Origin of the sequence: Nesterenkonia maliinae, assembly GCF_051262655.1 — a bacterium.
GTDB lineage: Bacteria > Actinomycetota > Actinomycetes > Actinomycetales > Micrococcaceae > Nesterenkonia.
Genome location: NZ_JBIMEY010000007.1, coordinates 13,990 through 35,810, shown reverse-complemented (window position 1 = coordinate 35,810; position 21,821 = coordinate 13,990). Strand labels below are relative to the sequence as shown.

The window sequence follows — 21,821 nt, the reverse complement described above, 5'->3', positions numbered from 1 at the left end:
CATGACATCGGGTAATGAGACCTGGGGGCGATCGCACTATGTCTGAACAAGCCAACGCGTTTCGGATGACCCATGGTCCTCACATGCTGATCGAGTCGTTCCACGCAACGCAACCTCAGGCTCTTCCCTCGCCTCAGAGATAACCCCCAGGATAAACAAACCAGTCTGGTTCTTGTCCTTTCGCACCAGGCTGGGTCCCTCACTAGGGATATCAGCAAGCCGGAGCCCCGCCGATTACGCAACAGGTCGGCGGGGCTCTTCGGTGCACTGCGGGAGGGCTCTTCTAGGCATAACGCAACTACAGCGGAGCCTGAAGCATTCGTGCGGTCGCATAGACGAAGCGGTGCTGATACCGTCGTTTTTCGAAGGTGCCACTGGATGAGATCGAATCTCCGGTGGCACCTTTATTGTTCCTCACGAACCACGAGATACAGATCTGGCGAAGAGTTGACTGATCGGTTTCTCCTAACACTCTTCCTATATGCTGGACACCCTGGCTTTCGCTGGAGTGAAAGCAACCTCGCCCGGGAGGTTGCTGAACTGACTCCAGTAGGTTGACTCAGTCTCCCTGTTGTAGACGACGTGCTCTCCAGGCCACCATCTGGAGTAACACGTCAGACCGAGGTGAGAATGGCGGCACTAGATGAGACGCCAATCGCGGGGCCACTTCCTCAAAGGCCCCGCCACTAGGCAGGTAGATAACAACCGCCCTGTGTTCAACGATTTCATGAGCGGCACCTATCTCACCGGTCGTGCCGGTTGCGTGTTCCAGCGTCCGCGTAACCGTGCCGGGTGTGTGCGCCGCGGCACCGACAACCAGACCGGCGACTCCCCTACCTGGGCCATGCCATCATCGGTCACCCCAGCCGCCCGACCACCTGACTCATCGAAGCGAGCGGATCAACTCTTAGCTGAACCGGTTCCACACTTAATCTGCAACCGGTGCTCGAGAACCACTCCTGGGACACCGCGACGTTGTCGAGCTGAACGCTGAGCTGTGCCCCCGGTCGGGCTGAGGCCTATACAGCCTGTTGGGTCTGTGTCATTCTCGTCTGCCTTCGTTCTCCGGCCGGGGGGTCTCATCCTCGGCGATCGCAGGGCGGCCATCGTGGCTGTCCTCGGCGCGACTCCCGGCACCGTCGCCGGACCCGGGGTGGGACTCCGGGCGAGTGCGGGTGTGGGTTTCCGTGAAGGTCTGGGGCTCGGTCCGGGGCACCTGCCCCGAGTCAGACTCGCCGCGACGGCCGAATCCGCGCCGCTCGGGGTCCAGACCGGGGATCGTCTCCCAGAACCGACGGGTGATGTTCGCCAGCGAGGCCTGCTCCTCGGCCTCCTGCACCTCCTTCTGGGCGGCGCGTTTGATGGCCTCTTCCTTCTCCAGCTTCTCCATCGCCTTGGCCTCGGGGTCCCCGCGCCACTCCTCCTTGACCAGGTACCGTGCGGCCCGGTTCACGAAGGCCAGGACCGGCACGGCGAAGAGCGCGCCCACAATGCCGAGCAGGGTGGTACCGGCGGTCACGGCGAGGATGACGGCCAGCGGGTGCAGCCGCACGGCCTTGCCCATGACAATGGGCTGCAGGATGTTGGACTCGATCTGCTGGACTAACAGCACCACGCCGACCATCAGCAGCGCGTTGCCCAGTCCGTTCGCCACCAGGGCCAGGATCACGGCGACGGCGCCGGTGGCCACGGCGCCGACGATCGGGATGAAGGAGCCCAGGAAGACCAGCACGGCGACTGGCAGCGCGAGCGGCACGCCGAGCAGGGCTGCGCCGACGCCGATGCCGACGGCGTCGACGCCGGCGACGAAGACCTGTACGCGCATGTAGGAGCCGAGCGCTGTCCAGCCGCGGCGACCGGCGCCATGGATGGCGGGGCGGTGCTTGCCGGGGGCGAAGAACACCAGGAAGTCCCAGATCTTGCGGCCATCGGCCAGGAAGAAGATCAGCGTGAACAGCGCAAGAATCAATCCCACGACCACGTTGCCTGCAGTGGAGCCGATGCTCATCGCCCCGCCGAGGATCGCCTCGGAGTTGTCCTGAAGGTAGGTCAGGCCATCTTCGAGACCCTGGTTCACCTGGGCCGAGGAGATCTCCACGCCGAAGCCGGCGGCGGTCTCCTCTGCGAGGGCGACCAGTTCGAAGAGGCCTTCCTCGACCTGAGTGGCCATCTCTGCGAAACCGGTGACCAGCTGCTGCCCGACGAGGTAGAGGAGTCCGGCGACGAAGCCGATCAGCACCAGCAGCGTGGTGATCGCCGCGACCACCCGCGGGAACTTCCACTTCACGAACACGTTGTGCAGCGGGCGCAACAGCGTGGCGAGCAGCGCGGCGACGAGCAGCGGGATCAGCAGCAGCGAGATGTGGCTCAGCAGCCAGATCAGCACGCCCACGAAGAGCAGGATGATGATGACGCGCCAGGACCAGGCGGCGGCGATCCGGATGCCCCAGGGGACGTCGTCCTGGATGCGCTGTTCCTCGGCCATCCGGGGAGGGAGGTCCTCTTCCATCAGCTCGAACTTCTCAGCAGTATTCATCGGCCTATCCTGACATGGCTTGCTAGGAACTCGACTACTTTCCACCGCTCTAGATTCCTGCAGTTCTTTGGTCACCGTGAGGAGGTGCGAACACCGCAAGAGTTGCCGACGGTGCCTGCCTGCCCCGCTCGGAGGCAACAGTGAGTTCGTGTGCACGACGGTAGTGTGGGCCATGAACGACATCCCCGGACTATGAACCGATGATGGGCAACATCTCTCGCGGCGCCAGAAGTCGGTTCGTTGCTCACAACACCGCCCGCTATGACAACCTTGTTCCCCTGCCCGCTGCGACGCTGTTCAGTCCCTCAGCTCAGACTTCCCCTGAACCATGTGGACGAGGGCAGGTAGCCGATTCGACCTTTGAGAGAACTTATGGATTTTGACACGATCATTGATTCCATCGGCAAGGCCGTCGACGCCGCTGGAGTGGCCGTGATGGTGATCGGGATCAGCATCGCCTCTGGACTTGCTGGCTGGAGATACCTGCGCAGGAAGGACCTGGTCTTCGAGGAATACCGGCGCTGGGTCGGGCGATCAATTCTCCTGGGACTCGAAATTCTCATCGCGGCGGACATCATTCGAACGATAGCTATCGGAGTCTCTGTCGAGGCGATACTCGCGCTCGGTCTCGTCGTCCTTATTCGTACCTTCCTGAGTTTCACCCTCCAGCTCGAAATGACCGGACGCTGGCCGTGGCAGACCTCCAACGGAGGGATTCGAGGAGATGTATGGGACCATCCAGGCACTCGGTGCACGTGTGGCGCTGAAAGCCAGAGCCGTAGTGAGCCCTCTCCGCGTTCCCACGGACACAGTTGACCGATACGTCGATCCATCCGCCGGGCTGAGTCTAAAGGGCCACAATCTGCCCATCTACTCCTGGCGAATTCATGCGGTGAGCGCAACACCGGTTTGATTCTCTGGACCTGAGAGTATCCCGTCGAGGACCTCTGCAGGAGTTTGGAAGCCATGGCGCTTCCGGGGCCGGTCGTTCAATTCCGCAGCGACGTTCTCAAGGATCCCCGGTCCATGGAACGACAGGTCAGTGCCCTTCGGGAAGTACTGCCTTAAGAGCCCATTGGTGTTCTCGTTGGTGCCCCGCTGCCAGGGCGAGTGCGGGTCATAGAAGTAGATCGGCATACCGGTGGCCAGAGTGATTTCCTGGTGCCGGGCGATCTCACGTCCTTGATCCCAAGTCATCGAGCGTCGCAGCTGCTCGGGAAGGGTCTTCATCGCGGTGATCATCGCGTCTGCGACCCTACGGGACGTGTGATCGTCGGGTAGATGCAGCAGCATCACGAACCCAAAGGTGCGCTCGACCAACGTCCCAATCGCGGAGTTCGTTCCTATCGACCCGATGATCAGGTCTCCCTCCCAATGACCCGGGACGGCCCGGTCTTCGATCTCAGCCGGACGATCCGAGATCATCACCATGTCTTTGAACCGGTTGACGTGGGGACCGTCGGGACGTCGTGGTCGGCGCATCACGCGTCCAGTTCGCAACGCTGTGGCCTGTTCAGTCCGCAACGATCCACGGCCCTGAACGTAGAGGGCTTGATAGATCGTTTCGTGCGACACGTACATCTCCTGGATCGTTTGGATGCTCGAGTCTGAGGCGGCCCGCTATCTGTTCAGGACTGAACCGGTCGGTGGGCATGAAGACGACCCGTTGCCGCAACGCTAACCCGTCGAGCTTCCTCGGTTTCGGTCGCCAAGCTCGTGCCCAGGTCTGTTCCTGCGCGATCGAGGGCCGATACCGGTCATTGAGACGGTCCCTGGCGAGGTCACGGTTGATCGTGGACGGAGCCCACCCCACCCTGGCCGCGATGCTTCGCACCCCGTGACCCGATGCAAAGTGGAAAGCTATCTCTTCTCGTTCCCGCAAAGACAACGAGCCAGCGCGTGACTTCAAGGACTCTAGATGCGGTGAGGGCAACACCTGCCGATCATCCTTCAACCACCGATACGCGGTCGGTCGCGACACCCCAGCTGCCCTGGCGGCGACCGCGACCGGCAAGCCTTCCCGAAGTCCTTCCCAGAACGCTAAACGGACATTCGCTGGAGACCATGGCCGACCCATTGACAACACCTCACCCAATTCAGGGTGTTGCGCTCACCACCTGAACTCGCCCCTGTGCCCATCCTCGGCTGTGAAACTCCCACAGCGGTCACATTCCTGCCAGGGCCAATGAGTCAGGCCAGACCGACCCATGAGCACCGAAGCCAACAGCCCACCAACCTCGAGAGAATCGCAAGAGGTACCGCGCGCTATAGCCGTCCCCCTCGTGAGGACGTAGGCTCAGTGCACCAATCGACCCCTGATCCGGAGGGCTCACATGTTCCGCAGAAAGAAACAGTCCCGCAGCTGGAGGCATAAGCTGCTTACCGGCACTGACACCGCTCTGGACTGGGTTGCTCCTAAACTGGGCCGGGCTGCAGACGGGGCAGAGAGCGCCTATCTCAAGACCAGCCCGAAATTCCAGGACGCCTCGGCCCGCGTCCGGAGTGCTATGTCGAACCAGAGCCGGAGAAGGGCTGTGCTGCTTTTCGCTACAGTCGCTATTGGTGTTGCGGCCGCGACCTTCGCTCGGCGCACCTCGCGGCGTTGCTCTTGCGCCACCACCGAAGGAGCCGACACCGCCAGCGTAACGCCGACGGTCCTGCCCGTGTCGGCGGAGAACACCGATCAGGCCCAGGGCACCAAACCCGGGCCGCCTTCACAGGGTGATCAGAACGACGACGGTATGCCGCGTACGTTTCAGTCAGAGACCTGAGTCCCAGTCAGTAGGCTCTGGGAACCAGTTTTCAGTTTCTCCGCAGGATGCTCATCTTCTCAGCGTTTAACAACCTCGTCCGGACCCGCTAAGTCTTCCTGGCTCTGGCCTGCCGATCTCCGGAGATTGTGTGCGCGCTCGACGTCCTCCTGATGCTTCTTCGCCTTCTTGTCGCTGGCCTTGGTGTCTCGGGCGGGCAGCTGGAGGTTCTCTTCTGCGGGCATTCCAGCCTGGAGCTCACGGCCGCGCTCGACTTCGCTGTCGACCTCCGCACCGAAGAGCAGGATCGCATTGACGATGTAGATCCACAGCAGCAAGATGATGACCCCGGCCAGCGCACCGTAGGTGGCGTTGTAGTTGCTGAAGTTCGACACGTAGAAGAAGAAGCCCACAGAGGCCAGTACCGCGACCACGATGGCGATGAGGGCACCGACGCTCACCCAGCGGAACTTCGGCTGCTTCACGTTGGGAGTGGCGTAGTAGAGCAGAGCAACGACGAGCACGACGACGAACGCCAGGATGAACCACTTGGCGATGCTCCACACGGTGATCGCCACCGGGCCCAGTCCGATCGCGTTGCCCGCTGCTTCTGCGATCGGTCCCGACAATACGAAGATCATCAGGGCAATCGCTCCCAGAACGAGGATCAAGGCTGTCAGGAGATACATCTGCACATTGAGCGCGATCCCACCGCGACCTTCAGGAACCTCGTGGATGATGTTCATCGCCCGGCCGAAGGCCTTCACGTAGCCCGAGGCGGACCACAGCGCGATCAGCAATCCGAGGATGAGCCCCAGCCCCGGAGCAGGGGCTGTCAGGACAGACTCCAGGGCAGGTCGGACGGTGCCCCATGTGTCGGAGGGAACAATGCCCTCCGCCTGATCCAGTACCGTCGTGACGGTTCCTCCTCCCTGACCGAACAGGCTCAGCACCGAGACCACGGTGATCAGCGCCGGGAAGATGGAAAGGACCGTGCGGTAGGTGAGGCCGGCGGCGAGATCGGTGCAGCCGTCGTCCGAGAATTCGCGGATCGTGGTCCTGAGGATGTACTTCCAGGTGGGCTTGGTGATCTCAGCAGGAGAGTCAGGTTTGCGGTCATCTTCGGGGTGAGGAGCGTCCGCCGGATCATCTTTGGTGTCGTCGCGGGAGCTGTGGGACATGAAACGTGCCTTTCTCAGGGTGTACAGATAACACGAGCCGCTGCCCTAGCCGGAAAACTGGCCAGAAGTACTAACCACCAGGTGACAACGAATGCTCAAGCGCATAGCTGGGACTGCGAATCATTTGAGTCAGAGCCCACAGACCCGCGTGAGGCGCTGCGTCTCTACCCGGTGCTCCCCCCGAGTCTCTTGACACCAAGGACACCTGAGGTGATGGTCTCGGTTTAGTCGCCCGGCCACTCTCCGGTGAGGCGCTGAAACACACGTGCTCCGCCGCGGTCCACCAGTGCCTTGACGAAGGCGAAGAGCGCGCCCTGAAGGGCAGCCGCTAAAAGTACCTCGCCAAGTTTGAAGTCGGACTGCATGGCTTTCGGAGCGTCGTCACGGTCATCTGATGAGATCCGTTTCCAGAGCTGCTTGAACAAGACCCCAGTGATAGCACCACTGATCAGACTGTTGGCCAGCCCGATGGGGCGATAGAGGAGCTTCGCCGAAGTGTTGGTAGATTCCTTCTTAGCCATCGATCTGTTCCTTCCCTAGCTGTTTTCCAGGAATGCGGGTTGGCTCATCGACGAGGTCGGCGGGCCACGATGATGGCGGCAACCGCAGCTACAGTCGCCACGCCGATCCACGCGTACGTGTTCGGCTTGCCCTGCTCATTGGTGGCAGACGCCTTCGCACGCTCGAGGTATCTGACGGCATGCTGGCGGGTCTCGTTCGTCTGTTCAACGATGCGGTGCTTCGCCTCGTTGACCTGCTCCCGGGCCTGGGATTTCACATCGAGTTTGCCAGCCAGTGCCTCGACGGTCTCACCGAGCTCGCGACGAGTGCGCTCAATGTCGGCCTCGATCTCATCTGGTGAAGCACCCTTGTCAGGCTCCCGAGGAGTGGCGGAGGGGTTGTTGGTGCTTCCGGTCGGACGGGACACCTGCGAGTCCTCGTGCTTAGGCGTTGTCATGACGGCTGTGTTCCTTAACCTCGGCAACGTCTCGGCTGACGTTGGTGATTGTCCGTTCGGGTGCCGGCGAGAGCTTCTCCAGCTTCTTCTTGCCGAGCAGGGCCACTATCCCGGCCGCGATGAAGAGAATGACCGTGACGATCAGTGCTGCGGCCCATGCTGGCAGAACTGCCGCTAATCCAAGGATGGCTGTAGCGATCAGCGCCCCGAAACCGAACCAGGCGAGGACGCCCCCGGCCCCTAGGAATCCCGCACCGATTCCGCCCTGCTTGGCCTTCGCGGTCAATTCCGACTGGGCGAGTCGCAGCTCGTCGCGGACCAATCGTGAGGTCTGCTCCGAGAGGCGCGTCATCAACTCAGGAACTGTGGGTTCCGGCGGTCTTGCTGGGTGACTCATGATAGGTGCCCTTTACATTGAAACGACGTACAACTTGGTTGCCGATGACGTTGAAAGATGAAGCTACCACCCGGAAACGCCCAGGTGAATGGGTCGCGGCCCTAGTGACCTGGCTGAATGACCGATCCTGGGCTCAGTGGTAGAAGCAAGCCGACGCGAGGCGCACACGAGTGCTGTGGTGAGACTTTCTTCCACAATGGCTGGAGGGCCGACCCTGCTTACGCAGAACCGACCCCCCGCCAGATGTTGTGGGCGCTCACACCGCAGCAATGTCTCTCAACGCTTCGTGCCGGGCTTGCCCTCACCTTCGACGTCGATTTCTTCCTTGCGAACCTCGCCGGAGACCGTCTCTGTGTCCTGCACAGTGCGCTTGCCAACATTGACCTTCTCGGTGGCCACAGTCTCCTTGTGGACGACGGGGCGCTCCTCCCGCAGCGTCACGGTCTCCTCTTCATGGCCGGACCCATCGATTGTGCCGGCCGAGCGCGCGTCGGACGTGTTCGGGTCGACCTTCTCCCGCTCGACGACAAGTTCCTCGCGATGGACGGGTACTTCAACGTTCTGGTGCTCTGTGCGAACCCGCTTGCGCAGGCGCACCTGGCCTGCCTCGCGCTGTTCGGTACCAACCTTGAGTCGCTCCTCGTGAGCAACCATGCCCTCGGTGTCGCCTGTACCGGTACCCGCACTGCCACGATCAGGACCACCAGTGCGATCGGTCCGGCCAGTGTCAACACCGGCGCCCGAGCCGGTGCCGCGATCTGAGCTGTAGTAGTCCAGGAGGCGCTGTTCCTCCACCGTGCTGAGGTGTCCGTCAACTTCGATGCTAGGGGCGTCCTTGATGTAGCTCTTGGTGAAGGGAACCCGGAGGCCTTCAGTGGAATAATTCGTCGCGTGGAACGGGATGAAGGTCTCCTTAGTGCCGAAGAGGCCCATGTTCACGGTGACGAATTCCGGTTCCTGCGTCCGGTCGTTGATGTAGACCTGCCCAACCGAGCCGACCTTGGCGCCTTCACTGTCGTAGACGTCTGCGTTCTCAATCAAGTTGATGTCGAAGTTGCTGTTTACCATGTTCGATCACTCACCTTCCCGGACTCCCGAAGGTCGGAAGCCAGTGTCCCCATGAGGACACCTTGACACTAGGGCCGCAAAGTAGCGTTTGGGTCAACACCGCCTGTGAACTCCATGGATACACCTGCGTGTTCTCGCGGAGTGTGAACTGCCCTGGGTTTACTGGAGACTCTGGTCCGTCCCGGATTCCCGCGGCGTCAGAGGTGAACGACGGAGCTCCTGCGGGGTGTCTTATACAACTACTAGTTAACGAGGCAGCCAAAACCCGCCAAGAGGCCGGCTGCACGGAAGACAGTCCCCGCCCTACCTCGTAAAGAGCAGGCATCTTCTCTCGAGCTAATGCGGTACGTGATCTTCGAGGAGCTCCTTATGCTTTTGCACTAGCTCCGGGTGCAAGTTTGTGTAACGCTACACACATGAGAAACATCGATGCCCGTGCGTGGACCAGTCTGATTCTCCTCGCCTGCGTCGCCTTCACGTACAACACCTCGGAATCTTTCCCAGTAGGGCTCCTGCCCCAGATGGCATCTGACCTCGTAGTCAGTGAAGCTGCGATCGGTCGACTCCTGACCGTCTACGCCGTGGTCGTCGCCCTCACGGTTCTGCCGTTGGTGACCATACTCTCCGGGGTCAGCCGGCGGCGGCTCGTTCTGGCCACGGTCGCGATGCTGGTGGTCTCCAACGTGGCGATGGCGATCGCTCCCACCTACGGATGGGTGCTCGGATCCCGGCTGGTCTCGGCGACCACGCACGGGATCTTCTGGTCGATCGTCGCCCCGACGGCCGTGATGCTGGTTCCCCGAGGGAAAGTGGGCTTCGCGACCGCTGTCGTGTTCATGGGGAGTTCCCTGGCGATGGTCGCCGGGACTCCGCTGACCACCGCCTTGGGTGCGATCTGGGGCTGGCGTCCGGCGATGGTGGTCCTGGCCCTAGCGGCCGGAGTCGCGTTCGTCGGACTGGCGCTCGTGTTGCCCGCCCTCGAGGTGGACCCCACCGATGGCAACACGAGCCGGACCCGCTGGTGGGCCCTGGTGCGATCAACGCTGCGCAACAGGGTCCTGCTCGGGCTGTGCGCGCTGACCGTGGTGCTCGTCGTCGCGTATTTCGCCACCTACACCTACATCTCGCTGATCCTCGATCAGTTCGCCGGGATCACAGGTGAAGCGCTAGCGGTGGTGTTACTGGGCTACGGGCTGGCCGGGATTCTCGGAGTATGGGCCTTCGGGAGGTTCGCGGATCGATATCCGCGCGGTTCGGGGCTCGCGTGTATGGCGCTGTTGGTCTTGGCCCTGCTGGGGATCGTCGTCTTCGCCTCGTGGAGCGTCGTCGGGGTGATCGCCTCGGTGGTGCTGCTGGGTGGCGCGTTCGCCGCCACGCCGGTGTTCCTGCAGTCCACGGTGCTTCGTGTGGCGTCAGAGACCGGTGATATCGCCTCGTCGCTCTACGTGGTGGCGTTCCAGATCGGCATCGCCGGGGGATCTCTCGCGGGAGGTTTCGCCGTTGACTCAGGCTGGTTGGATGTCATCGCGTGGGCAGCTGCGGGGGCGACGGTGGCAGGCCTGCTTCTGTACTGGGTCACCACCCGGCCGCGAGTGCTAGCTACTGACCGGTCCTAGTGGTGCTTCGTTCCACGATCTGCCAGTCCTGCAGCGCGGGGGCAACGGTCTGGCCAGCAGCTATGAGACCACACGTGCGGCCTTGTTCGTAGAGCGACTGCTTCACGGTGGTCAGCCCCGCGCCGGCGGCTTCTCCTCCGTCGTCCCACCCGGTCACCACGACCTCACCCGGTACCGTGCGGTGGTGTGCGTGGAGCGCGGCCAGAGCGCCATGGGCGAGTTCATCGCTGGTACAGAGCACAAGGTTCACGGGAGTGGCGTTGCGAAGCAGCAGGTCGACGGCCTCTTGCGCCTCCTGTCGCCGGTTGCGCGCCGTGGCGACCACGTAGGTGTCTTCCCAGCGATGCCCAGCCTCAGTGATGGCGTCCTGGAAGCCAGCGATCCGCTCCCGGGTGACGGGGAACTGGATGTCTTGGACGGCAATGCCGTAGCCAGCTGCGGGAGAGCGGGTCGAGTCGAGCGAGAAGCTGAGCACGACAGGGTGGGCGACGACGCCGGCGAGCCCTGTCCGCGCTATAGCCGCCGCGGCGTCCCGGTCGGGGATGCTGACCCGGGTGAATCCGTCGTGATCAGGCCCGCCCTGGATCGCGCACGGTCGGTGCGTGCTGGCCGCGGCATCCAAGCAGGGGTCCTCCGGTCCCGTGGTCCAAAAGACATAACCATCAACCGGGGCTGCCCTGACCCGCTCGGCATCCTGGGGCCCACCTTCTGTGGGAATGAAGGAGAGTCCCAGACCTTCCTCGGCGCAGACGGAGGCGACACCTGCGAGGAACTCTGAGGCTTGCGGGTCCGTGAAGGCGTAGGTGAGGTGTTCGCTGAACACCACCCCGAGAGCACCGGATCGCCCAGTCCGCAGGGCTGCCGCCCATGGATTCTTGCCCTGGTAGCCCAGTTCCTCTGCGGCGGCGAGTACTTTCTCGCGGGTGGAGTCAGCCACTCGGGCCGGGGAGTTGAAGGTGTAGGACACCGTCATCAGCGAGACCTTCGCTTTGGCCGCGACGTCTCGGAGCGTGGGGCGGTGCTCTTCTGAGGGTGACATGGCCCCTAAGTCTATGGCGAAGCGCTCGTCCCGTGAGTCCTGCGCGGGGCACTCCCCGACCTTCCCCTCACACGAGATCCATAGCTGCGGGAGCACCGCCACTTAGCACTGCGATTCAGGCCTGTCACCAACCGAGGTCCAACCTATTCGGGGAGTTCCTGGTCGGGGGAGGTCTCTGACGTTTTCGTCTCGGATGGTGAAGTAGGTTGATGGGCCGCCGCCGCGCAGGAGGGGTCTGGACTTCGCCGTCTGGTAGATGCCAGCCTCTAACAGTGACGTGTCGATGTGGACTCCGACGACTTCACCGAAGACGACCGTGGTCACTGTCGGGCTTCCATCCGCGGCGACGAGCGGCACGATCTGGGAGGTTCGGCATTCAAAGACCGCTTTCGCTTCAGTCACGTGGGGCACTGTAACGATTCTCGATCTGGCCGGGGTGACACCAGCAAGAGCGAACTCGTCCACCTCGGACGGGACCGCTGCGGAAGTGGCGTTCATCGCGTCGGCGAGGGATTCGTCTGCCAGGTTCCAGCAGAACTCTCCGGTGGACTCGGCGTTGAGCAGCGTGTCTTTGGGCCCGTTGCTCGCGAAGCCGATGATCGGAGGGGTGTAGTTGAACGCGTTGAAGAAGCTGAAGGGTGCGAGATTGAGGTGCCCGGCGTGGCTCTGAGTGGAGATCCAACCTATGGGGCGTGGCGCGATGATGGCGTTGAACGGCGAGTGGGCCAGTCCGTGTCCCTCCGCTGGCTCATAGAAGTGGGTGCGCGCAGAAGGCATATGCCTTGTTCCTTTGATCAGCGGTGCCGAAGACGACGGATCTGTCTCCCGCACCGTAGCTGATGGTGCGCCTACCGATGGGTGGCCGGTGTTTCGAAGTCGTACGGGCGGAGCAACTCTGCTGGATACTCCCGTCAGCCCTGAGGAAGCTCGCTGGTGTAGCGAACGTAAGCTCGACACCAGTGCCGGTAAAGTCCTCATCCATCCCGACACGGCACGACTTCGACCCAGCCGAGCAGAACGGCGCAGACCTCTCGAATTGGGCTGGCCCGCCTCAATGAACACGGGCGGGTACCTGGAACACTTCGCGATCGACATTGTCAACACCGGCTCCACCGGGTGGCACCGGCGTCTCGCGGCGTGTTCATGACGGGAGTTCCAGACCACACATCCCGAGTTCCTGCATCATGGCGTCGACGAGCTGCTCAGTGGGGCCGCTGGCATCAATGGTGATGAAGGTCAGAAACTGTGCGAGCTCCGTGTAGGACTCGCCGAAGGCTTGGAGGTGCTCCAGAGTTTCAGTGTCCGCGGCCCTCCGGCGGACCCTGCTGTAGGCAATACCCGCCGGGGCATCGAAGTGAAACACGATGTCGGGACTCGGCAGGACCTTGAGTAGGAACGGCAGGAACCGGCCTGAATCCAGGCCCCTCGCTCGCCTAAGTTCAGACTGGCAGTAAAGATGCCGGTCCATGATCACAACACCACTACCGGTTCTTGCGCGTAGATGGGATAGGACGACGTTGACGCAGCGGATGCTCGTTTCGGCAGCGTCGAGTAGACGCACCGAAGGGTTGATATTCCGCCGCGCACACCATTCCGTGATGGTGCGTCGTCCGGAGCTGTTTCTGGTGAAGACCGCAGGATATCCGGTCGCTGTAAGTCGTTGGGCAAGCAGTTCTCCGGCCGTCGTCTTGCCAGCCCCATCGATTCCAACCAGAACGACAATCATGGTCCGGCACCCCCCGCCGGGACCTAAAAAGAGCATGTGAATAGTGGAAACCACATGGTCGATGCTCCGTTCCACGACCTCCAAAAAAGTCGTTGGCCGCCACACGGCCCCGTCGCCTTACTTCACCTGGCCCTGATCCCCGCTCTCGTCGTTGGCGACCAGGCCCAAACAGACTGCTGCAGTCGGTCATGCCGCTCCTCCGCTTCTGGTGTCCGCATCTATGTCTTCATCGATGACAGGGGTTCCCGATGTCCGCGGGTCGTCACAACCTGTCTGGACCCGGCCTCCCGTCCGCGGCAACCCAGGCCTAAGGAAAGCAGCAGCGCGCGTTCTCACGGGTTCTCCTTCCATGTGACATCGGGTGCGGATCCGAAGATCTACAGGAGTGTGGATGTCCTGGTGCGCGAGGGTCCCGTGGCGGATGTCCCGGTGCGCGACCCTCCGGTGGCGGAAGTCCCGGTGCGCGACCCTCCGGTGGCGGAAGTGCTGGTGTGCGTCTAACACGTACCGGGCGCGTCGTCCTTCCTTGATGCACTGCAGGCGCCTTGCGCCCTCGAGGACATTGAGGATATTCAGGGTAGCCCTTCCCGATATCCCGACCCTTGCGGCGATGTCATAGTTATCCACCGCAGACCACGAGAAGCTGGCACGTCATCCGATCAAGCAAGGCTTACTTAGAGCCGGAGGCATCCTCTAATATGGAACTCCAGTCTGTTTGTAAAATGCCCTAATCAGTCTGTGTTTTTCAAGATAATTCAGGGGGGTAAGCCCCGTTGGCTACCACATCAGGTCAGCGGGGCTTGCTCATGGCCTGCTCACCACAGGCCAGCAGGCACCAGACACTCCCGGACGGCGCCACTGTCTACTCCAGGCCTCTTCACAGATGCCAGTACCGAAGTGTCACGGCGATGGCAACCCCCCAGGATCCTGGAAGCTCCACAGGACACGTCCGAGGTCCGGTCCCCTCTCCCACTGACCAGGACCCTCAACGCCAGCACTCCATTGATAGGAAATCCCCGCACGGCACCCGGGGCAACCTCCGCCCACACGAACCAGCCCCGGAAGACCCCGAACAGTGCGGTGAACTTCACACCACCAAGACCCAGGCCATTCGGAACGCTGGCCACGGTGCACTTCGTGACAGGTCGAAGTTGGATGGAACCTGAGAGTCACAAGGGGTAGACAGTCACACTCAGGCACGGCGTACTCTGAAACCCCGTCAACCGAACGCTCAGTGGGTAACTGACCAACCTTTGGGCACGGGGCCTCTGAGGTAACCGCAGTGGTACCACCCTGAGGATTGAAGACAACTGATGAGGCGAGCAGCATGGGAACTACTAGTGCACCGGTCACGGGAGTGCGAGAATTGCTGCGCCCTATAGGCCTGTCTCTCTGTGAGACTCTCCCCCTGAACAGTGCCGAGAGACTGCTTCGCGAGACAGGGGATGACTATGTGGTGATCACGAATCTGTCCGATCAGCACATCGGGGTGATCACCGAACGGGACATCAGTGAACTCAAACTGGATCGACCCGAGAAATGGGCGTCTCGACGGTGTGCTTGCGCAGTCCAGCAACAGCCGACTCTGCAGGTTGATGCGGTGGTGGATGACGTGATCGAGTTGTTCCGCCATGAGGACATCCGACCCCTCCTGGTTTTTCAGGGACCCGAGGTCCTCGGGGTTCTGCGTCCCACCGAGGTGTTCCAATGGTGCGCTGAACACAGACCAGAAGCTTTGAACGAACTTGCATCCCGCTCCCGGCACCACGAGCCCCAGCCCAGCCACGGGTAACGTCCGCTCCGCTAGGCGCGACGACCACGTTACCCCCTGGAAGTTCTCAGTGGACTTCCTATCCTCCCGCGGCCCTCAGCCATGAGCGTAGAACGCGTTATCGCAGGTGAATGCGATTGTTCTTCTGCAACGACTCAGACATTCTTGCGACCATCGTCGAGTACTGCTCTTCATCGACCTGGTCCTGGTGTGTGAAACTCACATTCGCGTGCGGCCCGACCCATAGGGTCAGCGTGTGACCGTCAGGGACGAGTGCCTGGTCATTCTCAGCGCCTCCTCCACGAAGCCCTTCGATGGCCAACCCTCTGCCCTGCGCGAAGTGCTCCACCACCACCGTATTCATCGCCTTAGCGACTGCATCTGGCAGCCCCATCTGATACGTCGCTCCGTGCTGCATGATGACAATTCGTCCCATGGGGTTCCTCCCGATCTGGATGTCTCACTATTGAACTTCATGACCCGTAGGCAACATATGCGGTCACGGTGGCCAGGAGCGGGTATCACCACACCTAAGAGGGGCCACTGGTTACACGGGCGGCTATGGCGCGCCATTCCAGTCAGCGTAGTTCTCCCCCGAAGTGCCGGCAAGGAGGCATGGGGTGGGATTGAGGCCTGTAAAGGATGCCACAACCTGTGGTTCCTAAAAGATATAGTGAGATGTACCGGAAAACCATGTGGAGACCGGCGTGCCGACCTGTTCAACCCCGCCGCTGGTGCCACACCGCTGTTGCTGGTGGGCCATCAACTCATCCTTACTTCCTTTCAGGAATCCATCGAGACTGGTTCTGGCGCCCTGGAGTGCCCCCCGTTCCTTGTCCACCTGATGACACGCGCGCGAAGTGCAGACGAGACCGGGACGCTTGGCGAACTAGGGTACGTCGCGCGGTTCAACGCATGGGCCCTCAGGCAGGTGCCTTCTGGTCCGCCTCAGCTAGACCAGATTGATCAGCGGCGAGCCACACGACGCCAGAAGCTCGGTGCTCTCGTTTGTGACCAGGCCCTACTGAGTAGTCGGTGAAGACCCGCTCGTCGCAACCAATGTCGCATCATGAGCTACTGCATATAGTGCGAACCCGCGCTGGAGGTGGCCGAATGCCAACAACCATCAGAATTAGGGACAACCTGGATGGCCGGGTCGAGTGCGAGCATGCCGTCCCTCCATAATGTTGAGGCCACCAGTTCAGACGGCTGAAAGCCGTCTTCCACAGGGCACTGAGTCGGAGTCTGCGCCGGAGGCTTGAGCACTCCCCCAGGGTCATCAAAACATCAAAGAAGGATCCGGACCGTAGGTCGTCCTACCCCTACACGGCAAGCTCGAAGAACCTGCTGCGGCAGATGATTCTTCCGTCACCGCCAAGTCGATGACTGGCACCCTGAGGGGACTTTAGTCCTATCGAATCGGGGGGGGTTATCGTGTGTGAGTAGATATCCAGTCTGATCGCCTAGTGACCTTCGTCGTGGACGCAGGGCCACGCCTCGAGGTCTACGACGACTCGAGCTGAACACTTGACGCTTCATCGCCCGCTCCGATTGTGGATGCTCGCTGCTCTGGGCGGGATTGAACTTGTGGAGTCTCGAGGTAGAACTCAAATATTCGTGGTGGCACCCAGGATGTGGTTCCAGAGTTACACATCAAATGCGAAGTGCATCCTCGGGTTTTTGCTGAGGAAGTCCAAGACAGCTTTCACCTCAGCCTCTATGGGTTCAGGAGAGTGATCGACTGGGAACTCGATGGTGAAATCTGCGCTGGATCCGAGCACGGTGAACACGTAGTTATCGAAGCTCCCCTCTTTTGTGATGGTGCGTTGCCGAACTTGCAAGGGTGTGGCTTTTCCCTCGTCTACGCGGGCTGCCACCACTGCACGCAGGGTTGAGGCTTTCAGCGGGGGCACCCCTAATCGGTAATTCTTCCCACCTGCTGTGAATCTCAGTGTGGCGTTACGCGTGTCCATATCTTGCCCTTTCGAATCTGCGGAGCCCGAATCGTAGGCACCGGGTCTGTGAGAGAACCTGACACGATCATCCACTACGGTGACATGCCGCGGTGACATCAAGTCGCCGCACAGGTCACGTCGATCCTCACGCCTCACCCCGGGGCCGGAGACGCTCTTTAGACCGCCTCCCGGCCCAAGACCAGGATCGAAGCACCCTGGTCTAGGAAATGCGGTGCAGAGAGTCGAAGTAAGGACTCAGAGCCTGGCCCTAGCCCGCTGGTGGCACAAGAGCACCAGCCACGCTCGTCCCGTCTCGGGCTGAAACTGAAAGCTCCGGCAATCACTCCAGATTGCAGCAAACACTTCTTTGAATACTTCCTCTGACAACACGGTATCCTCAAGAACTCGCAGCAGATTCGCCCAGAGAATCGACCCATGACGTTGGTACAGATCTCCGAACGCGTCTTTATCGCCCAGGGATATCTTGACTAACAGATCTCCGCATAGATCAGGGTCGCTTGGCTCTGAGCTGGAACGTGATTGCTCACCCGAGTCCGGGAAGCTCGCGGTAGACATAGCCAAAGGATGTCACAGGTTTTCTCGTGTAAGAACGCGCTACGGACCCGTTGGGACTACACATTCAGCGAGACTCTATTTCTCTAATAATTCTCAGCAACCGACACCGCCATCCTTGGGTTGGTACAGGATCACATGCGTCAATTCCGCCATCAGGTCAGGCCACGACAAGAATTACCTAGCGCCAGCGTCACTGAACACTCCAAGGAGGCTAACGACTCACGTGACCCACGCGGAGAACGCGTCCTGTTTCGTCTTGCTCTGAGAAGCTCAGCACCACTCCGCTGAGTGACGTGCGGGTCTGCGGCGCAGATAGGTGAGGGGCAACGCTGATGTCTGACGATCAAGTCGCTGTAGAGCTCGAAGGAGAAGTGACCGCCGAGGAATTCGAAACCCTCATCGCACAGCGAGCCTCACCCATCACTGCGGGCGCGCTCGACGGTGGCAGCGTGGGGCTCGGTGACCTTCGTGTATCAGATGCACTCACCGCTCGAGAGGTGGCGTGAATCGACGTTCAACGATTTACTGGGGTAGAAATCAAGTTGCCCCAATTGATCTCCACCTAGAGATGTCGCGTCCGTGAGGGCAGCTATAGGCACGGATCTTCGACCGATTCTTCAACGTCGCACCATCACCGACGGCTTCTTGAACTGGGGTGGGGATGAAATCCTGGTGGCCCCGCAAAACCAGGGAGTTCCGCGGGGCCAACCTCATAGTGTCACTCTCACCTCAAACGCACCAGTCCCGGTTTGCCCTCGGGTGCATGAGGCCGCTTGGCAGGAAGCCTCAGGACTCGGTCGGGCGCTGATGCAGTGAGTAAGACAGCCGCACTGATCGCACCGAAAGCCTCGAGGCTGAGGGGAAGGGACCGAACTGGTCCTAAAAGACCCAGGTGTCGGGCACCTGTCCCTAGGAGGGTCTCTCCCCGTGGCGAGCATCATCTGCCAATGCCACTCGCAATGCTTTCAGCCCGTAGTACATTCGCGTCCGCAAGGTCGCGACTGGAACCCCGGTCTGTTCTGACAGCTCTTGATACGCCACGCCGTGCAGCTGGACAGCGGCAATGACCTGACGGTGCTCAAAGGTCAGGGTGGCCAGAGACTGGTAGAAGGCCAACTGTTCCACGATGCGTAGGTCTTCAGTCACTGATTCGCTCGCCCACTCGAGCTTCTCCAGCTCCGTGGGCGCCGGGCGCCGGGTTCGAGCCCGCAGCGCGTCGATGACGAGGTTCCGCGTGATGGCGAACAGCCAGGTCCGCACCGAGCCGCGGGCACTGCTATACCGCTCCTTGCTCCGCCAGGCCCTGATAAAGGCCTCCTGGACGCAGTCTTCAGCCTCGGCGCGGTCACTCAGCGCGTTGAGCGCGAACCCAAAGAGGGCTCCTGCGTGTTCGGCGAAGGCCTTTTGAATATCAAGGGGTACGTCATCGGTAGAATCCATCCCGACCACCCACTCGTGACCTCAGAGACGCGGAGTCGTGTCTCGACTCGGCAGGACCCACGGCCTCACATCCGAGACGCGTGCCGACACGGAGAGATTGCCGTGTGCTCAGGCTCCAGGCCTTTAAAGAAGCATGAAACCTTAAACACCTCGACTGCCGGACTCCACTATCACCCGACAGGGGTGACAGTGACAGGCCCCTCTTTGAGCTTTTCACAAGCTCCATGGCCGACGACCTCAGGCGTGTCAAGACGGGGACACCACGGGTTCTCGTCGGGTGATCAACCATCGAAACAACCTTCCTGATGCCAGGCTCGAACTCCATGTGGTGGGGCTGACCGGATCACTTTGAAACTACAGATTTTAACTAACTATTCACCAATAGTAACTAAAGTCTATATTCTGTCAACAGCGTTGTCTGTAAGGCGCTCGAAAGATCGCGAAACTGACGACTATGCCGCCTGGTTGGCGCCGACGACCACACATCTAGTCCACCGCGCTCGTCTCCCGCTCCGCTTCGACCCGGCACCACGGAGGGCGCCGATCTACACGAACGGGCCTCACAATTGGCGAGCCTATTCTTGTAACTTGCGGCGCGAAGTGAATCGCGACGCGTATCTTGCACCTGCTGCTTCGCCCTCGGGTCGCGGAAGCGGCAGTCACTTGGATGCTCCGGGGCCACTGACCGTGGCGTTGCGGGTCATGCCGCTAGGAGGCTGCCGTCGTCTCCACCACCGAAAGTTCCATGGAAAAGCAGCGGCGCGAAAGCACTCACAGGTGCGGCCAGGTGGGAGTTATGGCTTCCGTGCGATGGAGGGCGACCGGATAGTTCGCGGTCGCGCGAATTGGAGCTGCTTTCAGCGCCCGCGCCTCATGCCAGCGATTACGGTGCCACTGCCCCTCACTCGTCTTGGTGGGCGCGGTCAGCCTCGATGGTCGCAGCCATAATGCGCTTCTCGAGCCCAGCTGGCAGGCTCTCCTCGCGCCAGGTCACATCCGCAGCATCGAGCCGGGCGAGCATGTCACGAAGCTCCTCGAGCTCAGTGTCGATCGCGGGGTCTGCCGCCCGGGCCTGGTCAAACTCTTGCCACTCATCATCCTTGAGGTTCCCGGTCAGGGCGCCAGCGATGAGGCTCTCCCGCTGCGAAGGAATACCCTCCATGATGAGCCTTGCCCCCTATGGCCTGTTCCGCAATAATTGCAATGCGCAATACATTTCTCACCCAAGTATATAACACAACAACGAGTCTTTGCAGAAAATGAAAAGGACCCGCATCCGTGACTGCCACCACAGCAGAGCACTCGCCACGCCGATGCCCAGCGAGTCAAGCATGGTGACGCACGGGCGTCTTCTTTTCCGATTCAGGCCGTGAGCGCAGCTGCGAAGGACAGTTCTGCACCGTCCGCGGCTTCCCCACACACAGCTCCTGATTTAGAATGAACGAACAGTCTGGCTCCAGGCTCCTCGAACCAGGCTGTTTCCTTTCAGGGAACACAAGAGGGCCAGGCCCCGTTGACTACGCATCAGGTCGGCGGGGCTTCCTCTTGAGCTGACACGATGAACCCAGGACATCCCTCATCCCGTCCGTCGCGGACCAGCGAACCTAGCTCACGATGAGGGCTCCTCTGAAGACCTTGAGCGTCCCGTGGGGGCCAGGTGCAGTCCACCACCCCGGCGAGGAACGGCCTTCTCCCCACCCGGGCAAGAACCCCGGTAGCTGTGTGTGCGGATGAGCCTGGTAAGTGTCACCGCTTCCGCATAGCGCCGTGGACAATCAGAATCGCCGCAATGAACAAGAAGATGGCACCAACAACTGCAGTCACTCCCGTCAGCCAGTCCCATATCTGCGTCACCTGCTCCACGCCGTCAGCGTATCCGGACACAGTGGTTGAATACACCACACCAAGGGATGATAATCCGAGTTCTCCGCTTCACTCATTCTCTCTTTGAGTGGCCTATGAGGAGGACACTTGGTCACCTCAGGAAGCTTCAGGGCTGCCTGGATAGGAGTTTCCCTGTGGCCCGCGCGGCGACAAAATTCGAATCCGGAGGCCTATCAGAACCTGATTTTCTACCGGTGGGCACCTGAAGTATGGGTTCTTCGCTGTGGACTAGAGTTTTCGGGTTATATGTTATTGGCTACGACTCCTACAGCATCGTTCTGTAGGAGCGGATTCAAGGGTGCGGTGGGCGTTGCCGGACTCTCAATGGAACAGTGAGGTTTTGAGATGGCCCAGAAGGTAGAAGTAGTTCTTGTAGACGATCTTGACGGTAGCGAAGCGAAAGAGACCGTCATTTTTGGTTTGGACGCTCGGTTCTACGAAATCGACCTCAGCGATGACCACGCGAAAGAACTACGCGAGACGCTGAAGAAGTACATCCGCAAGGGCCGTGCGATCGCGCCACCGTCACCGAAGAATGAAGCACGACAGATCCGGCGATGGGCGGTGAAAAACGGCTACGAGGTATCGGGGCGGGGTCGGTTGCATCGAGACATCGTCGAGGCCTACCGCAACGCCAAAAAGCGCTAACGGTTCACGGAATCTTCCGAGAGGGGGCCTGGGGGCAACGGTTCGTTGCTCCCAGGCCCCCTCTATTTCCAGCCGTTCATCTCAAGCAGGATTGCCTCATAAGCAATGACGCGGCAGGAGCGCGGGAAGAATGGAGTGGCCTGATCAGACCTACCTCCCTTTTGGTGTATGAAGAGACTGTGCGAGCTCGATGCTGGGCTTCGCCGTTGGCCTGTCGTATTCCGACGCTCAATCCACACTCCCCCTAAGGCGCGGTGGGAGTGAATGTAGATTATG

The 21,821-nt window shown here is 60.9% G+C and carries 16 protein-coding genes and 1 pseudogene; 3 read left to right on the top strand and 14 right to left on the bottom strand.

Annotated features, from left to right (window positions below; all coding sequences use genetic code 11):
• Window positions 1-1,042: 1,042 nt before the first annotated feature.
• The gene (locus ACHAA4_RS12085; protein WP_435774433.1) at window positions 1,043-2,536 is read right to left on the bottom strand and encodes an AI-2E family transporter; all 1,494 of its coding nucleotides are present in this window, start codon (window positions 2,534-2,536) and stop codon (window positions 1,043-1,045) included.
• Window positions 2,537-2,908: 372 nt separating this feature from the next.
• On the opposite strand from ACHAA4_RS12085, the gene ACHAA4_RS12080 reads away from it, so the two are divergent.
• The gene (locus tag ACHAA4_RS12080) at window positions 2,909-3,352 is read left to right on the top strand and encodes a DUF1622 domain-containing protein (RefSeq protein ID WP_435774432.1); all 444 of its coding nucleotides are present in this window, start codon (window positions 2,909-2,911) and stop codon (window positions 3,350-3,352) included.
• Window positions 3,353-3,421: 69 nt separating this feature from the next.
• Here ACHAA4_RS12080 and ACHAA4_RS12075 read toward each other — a convergent pair.
• From ACHAA4_RS12075 to ACHAA4_RS12050, 6 genes and pseudogenes are all read right to left on the bottom strand, one after another.
• Window positions 3,422-4,550: pseudogene (locus tag ACHAA4_RS12075) on the bottom strand (IS30 family transposase).
• Window positions 4,551-5,366: 816 nt separating this feature from the next.
• The gene (locus tag ACHAA4_RS12070) at window positions 5,367-6,467 is read right to left on the bottom strand and encodes a YihY/virulence factor BrkB family protein (protein WP_435774431.1); all 1,101 of its coding nucleotides are present in this window, start codon (window positions 6,465-6,467) and stop codon (window positions 5,367-5,369) included.
• 224 nt (window positions 6,468-6,691) lie between these two features.
• A complete protein-coding gene (locus ACHAA4_RS12065; protein WP_435774430.1) occupies window positions 6,692-6,988 on the bottom strand; it encodes a DUF4235 domain-containing protein in 297 nt (98 codons plus the stop codon).
• A 44-nt stretch (window positions 6,989-7,032) separates the two neighbouring features.
• Window positions 7,033-7,425, bottom strand: a complete 393-nt coding sequence (locus tag ACHAA4_RS12060) for a DUF3618 domain-containing protein (protein WP_435774429.1) — start codon at window positions 7,423-7,425, stop codon at window positions 7,033-7,035.
• On the bottom strand, window positions 7,412-7,777 hold the full coding sequence (locus ACHAA4_RS12055; RefSeq protein ID WP_435774428.1) for a phage holin family protein: 366 nt from the start codon (window positions 7,775-7,777) through the stop codon (window positions 7,412-7,414). The genes ACHAA4_RS12060 and ACHAA4_RS12055 overlap by 14 nt, the downstream gene beginning before the upstream one ends.
• 321 nt (window positions 7,778-8,098) lie before the next feature.
• Window positions 8,099-8,890 carry a DUF2382 domain-containing protein gene (locus tag ACHAA4_RS12050; protein WP_435774427.1) on the bottom strand — a complete coding sequence of 264 codons (792 nt, stop codon included), beginning with the start codon at window positions 8,888-8,890 and terminating at the stop codon, window positions 8,099-8,101.
• A gap of 416 nt (window positions 8,891-9,306) precedes the next feature.
• Between ACHAA4_RS12050 and ACHAA4_RS12045 the strand changes: the two genes are divergently transcribed.
• Window positions 9,307-10,506 (top strand): MFS transporter, encoded by a 1,200-nt coding sequence (locus ACHAA4_RS12045; RefSeq protein ID WP_435774426.1) that lies wholly within the window; start codon window positions 9,307-9,309, stop codon window positions 10,504-10,506.
• Here the strand turns inward: ACHAA4_RS12045 and ACHAA4_RS12040 are convergent.
• The 7 genes from ACHAA4_RS12040 to ACHAA4_RS12010 form a co-directional block, all read right to left on the bottom strand.
• Complete coding sequence (locus ACHAA4_RS12040; RefSeq protein ID WP_435774425.1) at window positions 10,490-11,545, bottom strand: LacI family DNA-binding transcriptional regulator; 1,056 nt, start codon at window positions 11,543-11,545, stop codon at window positions 10,490-10,492. The genes ACHAA4_RS12045 and ACHAA4_RS12040 overlap by 17 nt on opposite strands.
• 102 nt (window positions 11,546-11,647) lie before the next feature.
• Window positions 11,648-12,322, bottom strand: a complete 675-nt coding sequence (locus ACHAA4_RS12035) for a flavin reductase family protein (protein WP_435774424.1) — start codon at window positions 12,320-12,322, stop codon at window positions 11,648-11,650.
• A gap of 364 nt (window positions 12,323-12,686) precedes the next feature.
• Window positions 12,687-13,271: a dTMP kinase gene (locus tag ACHAA4_RS12030; RefSeq protein ID WP_435774423.1), complete on the bottom strand. Its 585-nt coding sequence runs from the start codon at window positions 13,269-13,271 to the stop codon at window positions 12,687-12,689.
• A 1,889-nt stretch (window positions 13,272-15,160) separates the two neighbouring features.
• On the bottom strand, window positions 15,161-15,478 hold the full coding sequence (locus ACHAA4_RS12025; protein WP_435774422.1) for a hypothetical protein: 318 nt from the start codon (window positions 15,476-15,478) through the stop codon (window positions 15,161-15,163).
• A gap of 1,210 nt (window positions 15,479-16,688) precedes the next feature.
• Window positions 16,689-17,015, bottom strand: a complete 327-nt coding sequence (locus ACHAA4_RS12020) for a hypothetical protein (RefSeq protein ID WP_435774421.1) — start codon at window positions 17,013-17,015, stop codon at window positions 16,689-16,691.
• A 1,467-nt stretch (window positions 17,016-18,482) separates the two neighbouring features.
• Entirely contained in the window at window positions 18,483-19,013 is a 531-nt protein-coding gene (locus ACHAA4_RS12015) for a sigma-70 family RNA polymerase sigma factor (protein WP_435774420.1), read from the bottom strand.
• 901 nt (window positions 19,014-19,914) lie between these two features.
• Window positions 19,915-20,175: a hypothetical protein gene (locus ACHAA4_RS12010; protein ID WP_435774419.1), complete on the bottom strand. Its 261-nt coding sequence runs from the start codon at window positions 20,173-20,175 to the stop codon at window positions 19,915-19,917.
• A 1,067-nt stretch (window positions 20,176-21,242) separates the two neighbouring features.
• Between ACHAA4_RS12010 and ACHAA4_RS12005 the strand changes: the two genes are divergently transcribed.
• Window positions 21,243-21,545: a histone-like nucleoid-structuring protein Lsr2 gene (locus ACHAA4_RS12005; RefSeq protein ID WP_435774418.1), complete on the top strand. Its 303-nt coding sequence runs from the start codon at window positions 21,243-21,245 to the stop codon at window positions 21,543-21,545.
• Window positions 21,546-21,821 lie beyond the last annotated feature (276 nt).

Bases quoted from the DNA above. Each gene is read 5' to 3' on its own strand.
- ACHAA4_RS12085 (WP_435774433.1), bottom strand. From the start codon at position 2,536: ATGAATACTGCTGAGAAGTTCGAGCTGATGGAAGAGGACCTCCCTCCC.
- ACHAA4_RS12080 (WP_435774432.1), top strand. From the start codon at position 2,909: ATGGATTTTGACACGATCATTGATTCCATCGGCAAGGCCGTCGACGCC.
- ACHAA4_RS12070 (WP_435774431.1), bottom strand. From the start codon at position 6,467: ATGTCCCACAGCTCCCGCGACGACACCAAAGATGATCCGGCGGACGCT.
- ACHAA4_RS12065 (WP_435774430.1), bottom strand. From the start codon at position 6,988: ATGGCTAAGAAGGAATCTACCAACACTTCGGCGAAGCTCCTCTATCGC.
- ACHAA4_RS12060 (WP_435774429.1), bottom strand. From the start codon at position 7,425: ATGACAACGCCTAAGCACGAGGACTCGCAGGTGTCCCGTCCGACCGGA.
- ACHAA4_RS12055 (WP_435774428.1), bottom strand. From the start codon at position 7,777: ATGACGCGCCTCTCGGAGCAGACCTCACGATTGGTCCGCGACGAGCTG.
- ACHAA4_RS12050 (WP_435774427.1), bottom strand. From the start codon at position 8,890: ATGGTAAACAGCAACTTCGACATCAACTTGATTGAGAACGCAGACGTC.
- ACHAA4_RS12045 (WP_435774426.1), top strand. From the start codon at position 9,307: ATGAGAAACATCGATGCCCGTGCGTGGACCAGTCTGATTCTCCTCGCC.
- ACHAA4_RS12040 (WP_435774425.1), bottom strand. From the start codon at position 11,545: ATGTCACCCTCAGAAGAGCACCGCCCCACGCTCCGAGACGTCGCGGCC.
- ACHAA4_RS12035 (WP_435774424.1), bottom strand. From the start codon at position 12,322: ATGCCTTCTGCGCGCACCCACTTCTATGAGCCAGCGGAGGGACACGGA.
- ACHAA4_RS12030 (WP_435774423.1), bottom strand. From the start codon at position 13,271: ATGATTGTCGTTCTGGTTGGAATCGATGGGGCTGGCAAGACGACGGCC.
- ACHAA4_RS12025 (WP_435774422.1), bottom strand. From the start codon at position 15,478: ATGGGACGAATTGTCATCATGCAGCACGGAGCGACGTATCAGATGGGG.
- ACHAA4_RS12020 (WP_435774421.1), bottom strand. From the start codon at position 17,015: ATGGACACGCGTAACGCCACACTGAGATTCACAGCAGGTGGGAAGAAT.
- ACHAA4_RS12015 (WP_435774420.1), bottom strand. From the start codon at position 19,013: ATGGATTCTACCGATGACGTACCCCTTGATATTCAAAAGGCCTTCGCC.
- ACHAA4_RS12010 (WP_435774419.1), bottom strand. From the start codon at position 20,175: ATGGAGGGTATTCCTTCGCAGCGGGAGAGCCTCATCGCTGGCGCCCTG.
- ACHAA4_RS12005 (WP_435774418.1), top strand. From the start codon at position 21,243: ATGGCCCAGAAGGTAGAAGTAGTTCTTGTAGACGATCTTGACGGTAGC.